The following is an 11,715-nucleotide window of genomic DNA, read 5'->3' as shown; positions in this document are numbered from 1 at the left end:
TGCTTCGCAGCCGAGCGGGAGCAAGCTCCCTCGCCACAAGGGGGGGTGTTCGTTACCCTGACCGTAACGATCCGTCTCTCTGCTTGATTGATGCCCCCACCCAACACTCCTAAGGTGACCCCCACGACAGCGAACCCGTGGAGTGGTCATGACAACAACAATATCCCCCGACTCGCGATGGACGCGGCGGCGCAGCGAAAAGCTGCGGCGTCTCGAGTTGGTCAAGGGCCTGGCCGACGGTGTGGTCCTGCCCACCGACAACATCGTCGCGGCGCTCGAAGCATTAATCCTGCCCGGCGACCGTGTGGTGCTGGAGGGCAACAACCAGAAGCAGGCGGATTTCCTTTCCCGCTCACTGGCAAAAGCCGATCCGACAAAGCTCCACGACCTGCACATGATCATGCCCAGCGTCGGACGCTCCGAACACCTGGACCTGTTTGAACGCGGCATCGCCCGCAAGCTCGACTTTTCCTTCGCCGGCACCCAGAGCCTGCGCATCAGCCAGTTGCTGGAAGACGGCCTGCTGGAAATCGGCGCGATTCACACCTACATCGAGCTTTATGCGCGGCTGGTGGTGGACCTGATTCCCAACGTCGTGCTCTCGGCCGGTTTCATGGCCGACCGCGCCGGCAACATCTACACCGGCCCCAGCACCGAAGACACGCCAGCGCTGATCGAACCGGCGGCTTTCAGCGACGGCATCGTCATCGTTCAGGTCAATCAGTTGGTGGACGACGTCACTGACCTGCCACGCGTTGACATCCCCGCCTCGTGGGTCGATTTCGTCGTAGTGGCGGACAAGCCGTTCTACATCGAACCGCTGTTCACCCGCGACCCACGCCACATCAAGCCTGTGCATGTGCTGATGGCGATGATGGCGATCCGCGGGATCTACGAAAAACACAACGTCCAGTCGCTCAACCATGGCATCGGCTTCAACACCGCCGCCATCGAACTGATCCTGCCGACCTACGGCGAATCCCTCGGCCTCAAAGGCAAGATCTGCCGCAACTGGACCCTCAATCCGCATCCAACCCTGATCCCGGCCATCGAAAGCGGCTGGGTCGAAAGCGTGCATTGCTTCGGCACCGAACTGGGTATGGAAAACTACATCGCCGCGCGGCCGGACGTGTTCTTCACCGGGCGCGACGGCTCGCTGCGGTCCAACCGAATGTTCAGCCAACTGGCCGGGCAATACGCGGTCGACCTGTTCATCGGGGCGACCCTGCAAGTCGATGGCGACGGCCATTCTTCCACCGTGACCCGCGGACGCCTGGCCGGTTTCGGTGGCGCGCCGAACATGGGCCACGACCCGCGCGGTCGCCGCCACGGCACCCCGGCCTGGCTCGACATGCGCCACACCGACGTGCCCGAGCCAATGCTGGAACGTGGCAAAAAACTCGTGGTGCAAATGGTCGAGACCTTCCAGGAGGGCGGCAAACCGACCTTCGTCGAAACCCTCGACGCGATTGAAGTGGCGAAGAAAAGCGGCATGCCGCTGGCGCCGATCATGGTCTACGGCGACGACGTTACCCACCTGCTGACCGAAGAAGGCATCGCCTATTTGTACAAGGCGCGTTCGCTGGAAGAACGCCAGGCGATGATCGCGGCCGTCGCCGGCGTGACCGTCATCGGCTTGCGCCACAACCCGAAAGACACCGCACGCATGCGTCGCGAAGGGCTGATCGCCTTGCCCGAAGACCTCGGCATCCGTCGCACCGACGCCACCCGCGAATTGCTCGCCGCCAAAAGCGTGGCTGATCTGGTCGAGTGGTCCGGTGGCCTCTACAACCCGCCCGCCAAATTCAGGAGCTGGTAATGCACGCCTTCAACCTGCAACCGAAAACGTTAACCCTGGCCGAACGGCTGGCGGACCTGGCGGTGGACGCGCTGATCGATGAAGCGGATTTGTCGCCTAAACCGGCGCTGGTCGATCGTCGTGGCAATGGCGCTCATACCGATTTGCACCTTGGGCTGATGCACGCTTCGGCGTTGTCGCTGTGGCCGGCATTCAAGGAAATGGCGCAAGCCGCTATCGAATTTGGCGAAGTGGGTTTGCAGCTGCGTGAGGTCCTCGGGCGGATTGGCCGGGAAGGTGAGCAAACGATGCTCGTCACCACGAACGGTGTGAATACTCACCGTGGGGCGATTTGGGCGTTGGGACTATTGGTCGCGGCGGCCGCGCTGGAACCTGAATCCAGCGGCGCAAGCTCGGTCACGTTGCGCGCCGCTCGCCTCGCGTTACTCGACGATCGTTACGCCCCACATCCTTTGAGCCACGGCGCGCAAGTCGCCCAACGTTACGGCGCGCGCGGTGCCCGTGAAGAGGCGCAACTTGGCTTTCCTTCGGTGCTGCAACGCGCACTGCCGCAACTTAAACGAAGCCGCGCCGCCGGCCATGGCGAACAGAACGCCCGGCTCGATGCGTTGCTGGCGATCATGACTCAACTGAGCGACACCTGCGTGCTCTACCGCGCGGGCGAACATGGCCTGCACACCATGCAACTCGGCGCCCAATCGGTACTCGATGCCGGTGGCAGTGCCAGCCTCGCCGGTCGCCGTCGCCTGCATGAGCTGGACCAACAATTAATCGCGTTGAATGCGTCGCCCGGCGGCGCTGCGGACTTGCTCGCAGCCTGCCTGTTCATCGACCGTATCGAGTCGGCTGACGGCATCAACCAGGGAGCGTTTTGATGGAAACCTTATCCTTTGAATTCCCCGCCGGGCAGCCGCCACGCGGCCGCACCCTGGTGGGTTGTGTCGGCTCGGGCGATCTGGAAGTGCTGATCGAACCGGGTCAGGCCGGCAAGCTGACCATCAAGGTGCAGACCTCGGTCAATGGCGCCGAACAACGTTGGCAGCATCTGTTTGCGCGGATGTTCGACGGCCAGAAGCCACCGGCGATGGCCATCGATATCCACGACTTCGGCGCCACCCCCGGCGTGGTGCGCTTGCGTCTGGAACAAGGCTTTGAGGAGATCGGCCATGACTGATCTCCTCCAGCCAGACCTACAAAGACGCAGCTTCGTTGAACTGGGTGCCCGACAACGGGCGAAAGCCTTGCTCGATGCCGGCACCTTCCGCGAATTGCTCGACCCGTTTCAACGGATCATGTCGCCGTGGTTGTCGCGCCAGGGCGTGGTGCCGCAAGCCGATGACGGCGTGGTGATTGCCAAGGGCAGCCTCGGCGGTTTGCCGGTGGTCATCGCGGCCATCGAAGGCGCGTTCCAGGGCGGCAGCCTCGGTGAAGTCGGCGGGGCGAAGATTGCCGGTGCACTGGAACTGGCCGCCGAAGATAACCGCAACGGCACTCCAACCCGCGCCGTGTTGCTGCTGGAAACCGGCGGCGTGCGGTTGCAGGAAGCCAACCTCGGGCTGGCGGCGATTGCCGATATTCATGCGGCGATTGTCGATTTGCGCCAGTACCAACCGGTTGTGGGTGTTGTCGCCGGCAGCGTTGGTTGCTTTGGCGGAATGTCGATTGCTGCCGGGTTGTGCAGCTATCTGTTGGTGACCCAGGAAGCGCGACTCGGGTTGAACGGCCCACAAGTCATCGAACAGGAAGCCGGGCTTGAGGAGTACGACTCCCGCGACCGTCCTTTCATCTGGAGCCTGACCGGTGGCGAGCAACGTTTTGCCAGCGGTTTGGTGGATCGCTTCGTCGCTGACGACGTGGCGCAGATTCAGCAGCAGGTCAGTGAATTGCTGCAACAGGGCTTGCCGGCGCAACAACGCAGTCGTCAGGCCGATCTGTTCCTGCAACGGCTGGCCCGACTGGACGCCGAGCCGCAAATCGATCCGGCGACGGTTCGCGATCTTTATCAAGGAGAGCGCTCATGAATTCGTATTCCCTGAGAGGTTTGAGCTGGTTCAACGCCTTGAGTGCGGGCGCGAAACCGGTCGATGGTTTGCCTGCTTCGTTGAAGGTGGCCGACGGTGTGTTGGGTGATCAGCCTGTTCGGTTTATTGCGGTGGTGGCTGATCCGGACAACCGGTTTGTCCGCGCTCGCAACGGTGAGGTGGGTTTGCTGGAAGGTTGGGGTTTGGCCAAGGCTGTGGATGAAGTCATCACGGCTGATGTTGATAAACCGCACAAGCGCGCCTTGATCGCGATCATCGATGTGCCGAGTCAGGCCTACGGTCGGCGCGAAGAAGCGCTCGGTATTCATCAGGCTTTGGCGGGTGCGGCGGACAGTTACGCTCGCGCCCGACTGGCTGGCCACGCGGTGATCGGTTTGCTGGTGGGCAAGGCGATGTCCGGGGCATTCCTGGCCCATGGTTATCAGGCCAATCGGCTGATCGCCCTGCGTGATCCAGGCGTGATGGTGCATGCGATGGGCAAGGCTTCGGCGGCGCGGGTGACGTTACGCAGTGTCGAAGAGCTGGAAGCACTGGCCGCCAGCGTGCCGCCGATGGCGTATGACATCGACAGCTATGCCAGCCTGGGTTTGCTTTGGGAAACCTTGCCGGTGGAGCAGATTGAGCAGCCATCATCAGCGGATCTGGCGCGGGTGACTGAATGCCTGAGTCTGGCGATTGACGATGTTGCCGCAAGCGGTCGCGATTTGAACAGCCGTTTGGGCGCGAGCAACCGTGCGGCCTCGAGCAAGGTCCGCCAACTGCTGAGAGAGCAGTGGTGAACACTTTTCTGGCCCACGACCTGCTCTGGGGTATGACCCCGGAGCAGTTGCCTGCGGATGCGCCTGCGTGGGTGATCGAGTCGATCCTCGCGGGGCAGCCAGTGGTGGTTCGGCGTGCGCTGAGTGAGCCGGATCACATTGCGGTCGGGGTGCGTGGACGGTTGCGTGAACAGCGCTTTGGAACGGTGATGTCGGTCGATGGGATTTCGCGCTGCGTAACGCCGGAAGAACTTTGCCACGTCTCGATTGAGCGGGATCTGCCGGCAGTGCGTGCCCTGCGCCAATTGCGACCGATGCTCGATGGCTGCGGTTGGGTGTGGGGTGTCAGCGGCAGTGCCGGGTTTGAATTGGCCTGCGGTGTCCACGCCTTGCACGAAGGCAGCGATCTCGACTTGATCCTGCGCACACCGCAACCGTTGGATCGCTTGAAATCGCAGGAATTGGTGAAGATTCTGGGCACGGCTATGTGCCAGGTAGACATGCAATTGCAAACACCTTTCGGCGCCGTCGCCTTGCGTGAATGGGCCGGTTCCGCACGTCGCGTGTTGCTGAAAAATACCAGTGAAGCCTGTCTGGTGATTGATCCGTGGAACCCGCAGGAGCAAGCAGCGTGAGCAGTTTGCTGGTGTTCCCCGGCCAGGGCGCGCAGCAGCCGGGCATGCTCCATCGTTTGCCTCGCGAGACGCTGATCGAGGCCAGTGATGTGTTGGGCGAAGACGCGTTGTTGCTGGATTCCTCCGAAGCATTGAAGTCGACACGTGCGGTTCAGCTTTGCCTGTTGATTGCCGGTGTCGCGGCTTCGCGTCAGTTATCAATGGCGCCGGATTACGTGGCGGGATTGTCCATCGGCGCCTATCCCGCGGCGGTGGTCGCCGGTGCCTTGAGTTTCAGCGATGCGCTGCATCTGGTCAGCCTGCGCGGTGAACTGATGCAACAGGCTTATCCACAGGGCTACGGCATGACCGCGATCATCGGTCTCGACTTGTCCACAGTGGAAGGCTTGCTGGCGCAGGTTCACAGCACTGACACACCGGTTTACCTGGCCAACATCAATGCCGATAACCAGGTGGTGATTGCCGGCAGCGACGGCGCGATGAAAGCCGTCGCCGAGTTGGCGAAAGGTCGCGGTGCAGGCCTGGCCAAACGACTCGCCGTCAGTGTGCCGTCGCATTGCCCGCTGCTGGATGCGCCCGCTAAAACGCTGGCCGATGCATTCGCCAAGGTGTCGCTGAAGACACCAACCTTGGGTTACCTCAGCGGCAGTCGCGCCCGGCCCATCATCAATACCGAAGCCTTGCGCGACGACCTGGCCTTCAACATGTGCCGCGTCGTCGATTGGCGCGGCACCGTGCAAAGCGCCTACGAGCGCGGCGTACGTCTACAGATCGAACTGCCGCCCGGTGCGGTGCTGACCGGGCTGGCGCGCCGGGTGTTCGAGCAGGGCACCGTGATTGCTTTCGACGGGGCGCGGCTCGATACCTTGCAGGCGCTGTTGCGTGAGGAGGGAAGCCGCCAACCCTAGACCACCGACTCAGGCCTTCGAACAACAAAAACAACATTCGACGATGCACTTTGAGGACAACAACAATGATTATTTACGGTGTGGCGCTGTTGGCGATCTGTACGCTGGCAGGGGTGATCATGGGTGACATGCTTGGCGTGTTGCTGGGTGTGAAATCAAACGTCGGCGGTGTCGGGATCGCGATGATCCTGTTGATCTGCGCGCGGTTGTGGATGCAAAAGCGCGGCGGCATGACCAAGGATTGCGAGATGGGCGTCGGCTTCTGGGGAGCGATGTACATTCCGGTGGTGGTGGCGATGGCGGCGCAACAAAACGTCGTCACCGCCCTGCACGGCGGCCCGGTGGCGGTGCTTGCAGCGATCGGTTCAGTGGTGATCTGCGGCTGCACCATTGCCCTGATCAGCCGGACCCACAAAGGCGAACCGTTGCCCGATGAACCCGAGGAAACAATCCCCGTTGGCACACCCGTAGGAGGTCGCTGACATGTGGGATCTCATCGAGAAAGGTCTGGAACATAACGGTCTGGTCACGGCGTTCGCGTTTGTCGGCGTGATCATGTGGGTGTCGGTGGTGTTGTCCAAACGCCTGACGTTCGGACGGATTCATGGCTCGGCGATTGCCATCGTCATTGGCCTGGTACTGGCCTGGGTCGGCGGCACCATGACCGGCGGGCAAAAAGGCCTGGCGGACCTGACGCTGTTTTCCGGCATCGGCTTGATGGGTGGCGCGATGTTGCGGGATTTCGCCATCGTCGCCACGGCGTTCGAAGTGCAGGCCACCGAAGCGAAAAAGGCCGGGTTGATCGGCGTGATCGCGCTGCTGCTGGGCACGGTGCTGCCGTTCATTATCGGGGCGAGCATTGCCTGGGCGTTTGGTTATCGCGATGCGGTGAGCATGACCACCATTGGCGCGGGCGCGGTGACGTACATCGTCGGGCCGGTGACCGGGGCGGCGATTGGCGCCAGTTCCGATGTGGTGGCGTTGTCGATTGCCACCGGGCTGATCAAAGCGATTCTGGTGATGGTCGGCACGCCGATGGCAGCGCGCTGGATGGGGCTGGATAACCCGCGCTCGGCGATGGTGTTTGGTGGGTTGGCCGGGACGGTGAGCGGTGTGACGGCCGGGTTGGCAGCGACGGATCGGCGGTTGGTGCCTTATGGCGCGTTGACGGCAACGTTTCATACCGGGCTTGGGTGCTTGCTGGGGCCTTCTTTGTTGTACTTCATTGTTCGCGGGATTATGGGCTAGACCGCTGACTGATTTTTGTGGCGAGGGAGCTTGCTCCCGCTGGGCTGCGCAGCAGCCCCACTTCTACCACCGAGGTGTATCAGGTAAATCCGGTGGTTTGATAGGCGGGTGCTCCGCACCCGAGCGGGAGCAAGCTCCCTCGCCACAAGGTCTCAAGCCTGGCGATTGGCATACATCCGACACTCCGCCAGCAACGCCAGCAAATTCGGGTCGCGCTCCTTGGCTTTCAGGAACACCACACCAATGTGCTGCTGCAACCGGTACTTTTCCTGCAACGGAATCAGCTTCACGCGGTTCTCATACACCGCCGCAATCCGCCCCGGCAGCAACGCATAACCCACCCCCGAGCTGACCATGCTCAGCAGGGTGAAGATGTCGTTGACCTGCATCGCCACCTTCGGTTCGAACCCCGCCTGCCTGAACACTCGATTGCCATCCTGGTGCGTGGCGAAGCCCTGGGTCAGGGTGATGAACGTCTCGTCGCGGACTTCGGCCAGGTCCACTTCCGTGCGTTGTGCAAACTTCGAATCCGCCGGGGTGGCCAAAAAGATGTCATCGGAAAACAGCGGAATCTGTTCGCAGTCCGGGTCGTTCACGCTGTCGTCCAACGACACCAGGATCGCATCGACTTCCATGTTCTTGAGCTTGTACAACAGGTCGAAATTCGAACCGAGGATCAAGTCGATGTTGAGTTCGCTGCGGCGGATTTTCAGGCCCATGATCAACTGCGGCACGGTCTTTACCGTCAGCGAATACAACGAGCCCAGCTTGAAGCGTTCAGCGGAGAACCCGGCAGCCTCGCGGGTCAGGCGCACGGTTTCAACCACATCCTGAATCAACTTCTGCGCCCGTTCTTCCAGCACATACGCGCTTTCCAGCGGCGTCAGGTTGCGGCCTTCATGTTTGAACAGCGGACAACGCAGGGCGCTCTCCAGGGAATGGATGGCGCGGTGCACGCTGACGTTGCTGGTTTGCAACTCGGCGGCGGCCCGGGCCAGGTTGCCGGAGCGCATGAAGGCGAGGAACACCTCGAGTTTTTTCAGGGTCAACTCTTCGTCGATCAGCATGGGCGTGACTCTTGGTCGAATGGCTCGATTGTGCACGTATGTTGGGGTGTTTGTGTTTTGAAACATTGCGCTTTTACGCTTGAGGCCTGAGCCTTGCGCAATGCTGTAACGAATGTCGAGGTGAGTAACACATGTATCACGGGGAAAGATTGAACGCCTGGACGCATCTGGTCGGGGCGGTGGCGGCGACGGTCGGGGTGGTGTGGATGCTGGTGATTGCCGGCATGGACGGCAGCCCGTGGAAGATCGTCAGTGTGGCGATCTACGGTTTCACGTTGATGGTGCTCTACAGCGCATCGACCGTTTACCACAGCGTGCAGGGGCGCAAAAAAACGATCATGCAGAAGGTCGATCACTTTTCGATCTACCTGTTGATCGCCGGCAGTTACACGCCGTTTTGCCTGGTCACCCTGCGCGGGCCGTGGGGCTGGACGTTGTTCGGGATTGTCTGGGGGCTGGCGCTGATCGGCATCCTGCAAGAGATCAAACCGCGTTCGGAGGCGCGGATCCTGTCGATCGTGATTTACGCGGTGATGGGCTGGATCGTGCTGGTGGCGGTCAAGCCGTTGCTGGCGGCGCTGGGCATGGCCGGGTTCGCCTGGCTGGCGTCGGGCGGGATTTTGTACACCGTGGGGATTGTTTTCTTTGCCCTGGATAATCGGTTGCGGCATGCGCACGGTATCTGGCATTTGTTCGTGATTGCGGGGAGTTTGCTGCACTTTGTGGCGATTCTGGTGTACGTCTTGTAGACCGCGTCGCGGCCAATCGCTAGCAGGCTAGCTCCCACAGGAGATCTCCCGTGAACATGAAACGGGTGAACACCCAAAATTCAATGTGGGAGCTAGCCTGCTAGCGATGGCGGCCTAGAAATCACCCCAAAGTTGCTGGGCAACCGCCAGTGCAACCACCGGCGCAGTCTCGGTGCGCAACACCCGCGGGCCGAGGCGGGCGGCGTGGAAGCCGCTGCCCTTGGCCTGATCCACTTCGGCATCCGACAACCCACCCTCAGGCCCGATCAGAAACGCCAGCGTCCCAGGCTTCGCATGACTCACCAACGGCTCTGCCACCGGATGCAGCACCAACTTCAAATCCGCCTCGGTCTGCTTCAACCAGTCCGCCAACAACACCGGCGGATGAATCACCGGCACCCGTGCCCGCCCGCACTGCTCGCACGCGCTGATCGCCACCTGACGCCAGTGCAACAGGCGTTTGTCGGCGCGCTCGTCCTTCAGCCGGACTTCGCAACGGTCGCTGAAGATCGGGGTGATTTCGGTCACGCCCAGTTCAGTGGCTTTCTGGATCGCCCAATCCATCCGCTCGCCACGGGACAAACCCTGGCCGAGATGGATCTGCAGCGGGGATTCGACCTGACCGGCGAAGCTTTCATCGATCTGCACCACGACGCGCTTCTTGCCGACCTCCACCAGCGTGGCGCGAAACTCATGGCCCGAGCCGTCGAACAATTGCAAAGCATCGCCCTCGGCCATGCGCAGTACGCGGCTGATGTAATGGGCCTGAGCCTCGGGCAACTCGTGTTGGCCGGTGCTCAGGGGGGCGTCGATAAAGAAGCGGGACAGTCTCATGCTGGGTCTCTACTGAATCAGTAAGTTGGATCAAGTCGCAAATGTGGCTGGCTTTTGTGGCGAGGGAGCTTGCTCCCGCTGGACTGCGCAGCAGTCCCCTTCTTTCCAGGGATAAGCGGGGCCGCTTCGCGACCCAGCGGGAGCAAGCTCCCTCGCCACAGGGTTTCTCGGTGACTTTTAGCCCGGATCACGGAAGCCGGGATGGAAATCCTTCGGCACCGACACGCTCACGCTATTGCGGGTCGCGATGTCGATCCCTTCACTGGCCACTTCCGCCAGAAAATCGATCTGCTCCGGCGTGATCACGTACGGCGGCAGGAAATACACAACGCTGCCCAACGGTCGGAGTAAAGCACCTCGCTCCAACGCATGCTGGAACACCTTCAAGCCACGACGTTCCTGCCACGGATAAGCTTCCTTGGTCGCCTTGTCCTTGACCATCTCGATGGCCAGCACCATGCCGGTCTGCCGCACTTCCGAGACGTTCGGGTGATCGGCCAAATGTGCGGTAGACGAGGCCATGCGCTGTGCCAGCGCCTTGTTGTTTTCGATGACGTTGTCTTCTTCGAAGATATCCAGCGTCGCCAATGCCGCCGCGCACGCCAGCGGATTGCCGGTGTAGCTGTGGGAATGCAGGAACGCGCGCAGGGTCGGGTAGTCGTCGTAGAACGCGCTGTAGACATCTTCGGTGGTCACGCAGGCCGCCAGCGGCAGGTAACCGCCGGTCAGGGCCTTGGACAGACAGAGAAAGTCCGGGCGGATGCCGGCCTGTTCACAGGCAAACATGGTCCCGGTGCGGCCGAAGCCGACGGCGATTTCGTCGTGGATCAGGTGCACGCCGTAACGGTCACAGGCTTCGCGCAGCAGCTTCAAATATACCGGGTGATACATGCGCATGCCGCCGGCGCCCTGGATCAGCGGCTCGACGATCACCGCCGCGACGGTGTCGTGGTTCTCCGCCAGCGTCTGCTCCATCGCGGCAAACATGTTGCGTGAATGCTCTTCCCAACTCATGCCTTCCGGGCGCAGGTAGCAATCGGGGCTCGGCACCTTGATGGTGTCCAGCAACAGCGCCTTGTAGGTCTCGGTGAACAGCGGCACGTCGCCCACCGACATCGCCGCCATGGTCTCGCCGTGGTAGCTGTTGGTCAGGGTGACGAAGCGCTTCTTGTTCGGCTGGCCGCGGTTGAGCCAGTAGTGAAAGCTCATTTTCAGCGCGACTTCGATGCAGGACGAACCGTTATCGGCGTAGAAGCATCGGGTCAGGCCTTCCGGCGTCATCTTCACCAGGCGCTCGGATAACTCGATCACTGGCTGATGGCTGAAACCGGCGAGGATCACGTGCTCCAGCTGATCGACCTGATCCTTGATGCGCTGGTTGATGCGCGGGTTGGCGTGGCCAAACACGTTGACCCACCAGGAGCTGACCGCGTCGAGGTAGCGTTTGCCTTCGAAGTCTTCCAGCCACACGCCTTCACCGCGCTTGATCGGGATCAGCGGCAACTGTTCGTGGTCTTTCATCTGGGTGCAGGGATGCCACAACACCGCGAGATCGCGTTGCATCCACTGATTATTCAGGCCCATGTTCAGTCTCCTCGAGGCGGTCCGTGACAGGCGCGGACCTACAATCGCGCAAGCCTATGCAATGCGTCGCG

13 protein-coding genes are annotated in these 11,715 nt (G+C 61.5%); 10 read left to right on the top strand and 3 right to left on the bottom strand.

The genetic code is table 11. The annotated features are described in order from the left end of the window. Window positions 1-148: 148 nt before the first annotated feature. The 9 genes from mdcA to madM all read left to right on the top strand — a co-directional run bounded on the left by mdcA (window position 149) and on the right by madM (window position 7,410). Window positions 149-1,819 (top strand): malonate decarboxylase subunit alpha, encoded by a 1,671-nt coding sequence (gene mdcA / locus KJF94_RS24630; RefSeq protein WP_214379474.1) that lies wholly within the window; start codon window positions 149-151, stop codon window positions 1,817-1,819. After that, window positions 1,819-2,694 carry a triphosphoribosyl-dephospho-CoA synthase gene (locus KJF94_RS24625; protein WP_214379472.1) on the top strand — a complete coding sequence of 292 codons (876 nt, stop codon included), beginning with the start codon at window positions 1,819-1,821 and terminating at the stop codon, window positions 2,692-2,694. Before mdcA ends, KJF94_RS24625 begins: the two co-directional genes overlap by 1 nt. Beyond that, window positions 2,694-2,993: a malonate decarboxylase subunit delta gene (locus KJF94_RS24620; RefSeq protein WP_214379471.1), complete on the top strand. Its 300-nt coding sequence runs from the start codon at window positions 2,694-2,696 to the stop codon at window positions 2,991-2,993. Before KJF94_RS24625 ends, KJF94_RS24620 begins: the two co-directional genes overlap by 1 nt. Further along, window positions 2,986-3,840 (top strand): biotin-independent malonate decarboxylase subunit beta, encoded by an 855-nt coding sequence (locus KJF94_RS24615; protein WP_214379470.1) that lies wholly within the window; start codon window positions 2,986-2,988, stop codon window positions 3,838-3,840. The genes KJF94_RS24620 and KJF94_RS24615 overlap by 8 nt, the downstream gene beginning before the upstream one ends. Beyond that, on the top strand, window positions 3,837-4,640 hold the full coding sequence (gene mdcE / locus KJF94_RS24610) for a biotin-independent malonate decarboxylase subunit gamma (protein ID WP_214379468.1): 804 nt from the start codon (window positions 3,837-3,839) through the stop codon (window positions 4,638-4,640). The genes KJF94_RS24615 and mdcE overlap by 4 nt, the downstream gene beginning before the upstream one ends. After that, a complete protein-coding gene (locus KJF94_RS24605) occupies window positions 4,634-5,254 on the top strand; it encodes a malonate decarboxylase holo-ACP synthase (RefSeq protein WP_214379466.1) in 621 nt (206 codons plus the stop codon). The genes mdcE and KJF94_RS24605 overlap by 7 nt, the downstream gene beginning before the upstream one ends. Then, window positions 5,251-6,162, top strand: coding sequence for a malonate decarboxylase subunit epsilon (gene mdcH / locus KJF94_RS24600; RefSeq protein WP_214379464.1), 912 nt, complete (start codon window positions 5,251-5,253; stop codon window positions 6,160-6,162). Before KJF94_RS24605 ends, mdcH begins: the two co-directional genes overlap by 4 nt. Window positions 6,163-6,227: 65 nt before the next feature. Next, complete coding sequence (gene madL / locus KJF94_RS24595; RefSeq protein ID WP_150637977.1) at window positions 6,228-6,644, top strand: malonate transporter subunit MadL; 417 nt, start codon at window positions 6,228-6,230, stop codon at window positions 6,642-6,644. Between the two features lies 1 nt (window position 6,645). Beyond that, on the top strand, window positions 6,646-7,410 hold the full coding sequence (gene madM, locus KJF94_RS24590; RefSeq protein ID WP_214379462.1) for a malonate transporter subunit MadM: 765 nt from the start codon (window positions 6,646-6,648) through the stop codon (window positions 7,408-7,410). Between the two features lie 152 nt (window positions 7,411-7,562). Here madM and KJF94_RS24585 read toward each other — a convergent pair whose 3' ends face one another. Further along, window positions 7,563-8,477, bottom strand: a complete 915-nt coding sequence (locus KJF94_RS24585; RefSeq protein ID WP_214379460.1) for a LysR family transcriptional regulator — start codon at window positions 8,475-8,477, stop codon at window positions 7,563-7,565. Window positions 8,478-8,608: 131 nt separating this feature from the next. Between KJF94_RS24585 and trhA the strand changes: the two genes are divergently transcribed. Continuing rightward, window positions 8,609-9,226 carry a PAQR family membrane homeostasis protein TrhA gene (trhA, locus tag KJF94_RS24580; RefSeq protein WP_214379458.1) on the top strand — a complete coding sequence of 206 codons (618 nt, stop codon included), beginning with the start codon at window positions 8,609-8,611 and terminating at the stop codon, window positions 9,224-9,226. 114 nt (window positions 9,227-9,340) lie between these two features. On the opposite strand, the gene KJF94_RS24575 is transcribed toward trhA, so the two are convergent. Together KJF94_RS24575 and KJF94_RS24570 are read right to left on the bottom strand one after the other, a co-directional pair. Next, the gene (locus KJF94_RS24575) at window positions 9,341-10,060 is read right to left on the bottom strand and encodes a 16S rRNA (uracil(1498)-N(3))-methyltransferase (RefSeq protein WP_214379456.1); all 720 of its coding nucleotides are present in this window, start codon (window positions 10,058-10,060) and stop codon (window positions 9,341-9,343) included. A 177-nt stretch (window positions 10,061-10,237) separates the two neighbouring features. Beyond that, on the bottom strand, window positions 10,238-11,644 hold the full coding sequence (locus KJF94_RS24570) for an adenosylmethionine--8-amino-7-oxononanoate transaminase (RefSeq protein ID WP_214379454.1): 1,407 nt from the start codon (window positions 11,642-11,644) through the stop codon (window positions 10,238-10,240). Between the last annotated feature and the right edge of the window lie 71 nt (window positions 11,645-11,715).

This window comes from Pseudomonas hormoni (genome assembly GCF_018502625.1).
In the GTDB taxonomy this organism is placed as follows: domain Bacteria; phylum Pseudomonadota; class Gammaproteobacteria; order Pseudomonadales; family Pseudomonadaceae; genus Aquipseudomonas; species Aquipseudomonas hormoni.
This window is presented reverse-complemented; position numbering and strand designations above follow the sequence as displayed.

Coding starts and splice junctions, on each gene's coding strand:
- KJF94_RS24615 (WP_214379470.1), top strand. CDS start 2,986: ATGACTGATCTCCTCCAGCCAGACCTACAAAGACGCAGCTTCGTTGAA.
- madM (WP_214379462.1), top strand. CDS start 6,646: ATGTGGGATCTCATCGAGAAAGGTCTGGAACATAACGGTCTGGTCACG.
- KJF94_RS24575 (WP_214379456.1), bottom strand. CDS start 10,060: ATGAGACTGTCCCGCTTCTTTATCGACGCCCCCCTGAGCACCGGCCAA.
- mdcA (WP_214379474.1), top strand. CDS start 149: ATGACAACAACAATATCCCCCGACTCGCGATGGACGCGGCGGCGCAGC.
- trhA (WP_214379458.1), top strand. CDS start 8,609: ATGTATCACGGGGAAAGATTGAACGCCTGGACGCATCTGGTCGGGGCG.
- KJF94_RS24625 (WP_214379472.1), top strand. CDS start 1,819: ATGCACGCCTTCAACCTGCAACCGAAAACGTTAACCCTGGCCGAACGG.
- KJF94_RS24570 (WP_214379454.1), bottom strand. CDS start 11,644: ATGGGCCTGAATAATCAGTGGATGCAACGCGATCTCGCGGTGTTGTGG.
- mdcE (WP_214379468.1), top strand. CDS start 3,837: ATGAATTCGTATTCCCTGAGAGGTTTGAGCTGGTTCAACGCCTTGAGT.
- madL (WP_150637977.1), top strand. CDS start 6,228: ATGATTATTTACGGTGTGGCGCTGTTGGCGATCTGTACGCTGGCAGGG.
- KJF94_RS24585 (WP_214379460.1), bottom strand. CDS start 8,477: ATGCTGATCGACGAAGAGTTGACCCTGAAAAAACTCGAGGTGTTCCTC.
- KJF94_RS24620 (WP_214379471.1), top strand. CDS start 2,694: ATGGAAACCTTATCCTTTGAATTCCCCGCCGGGCAGCCGCCACGCGGC.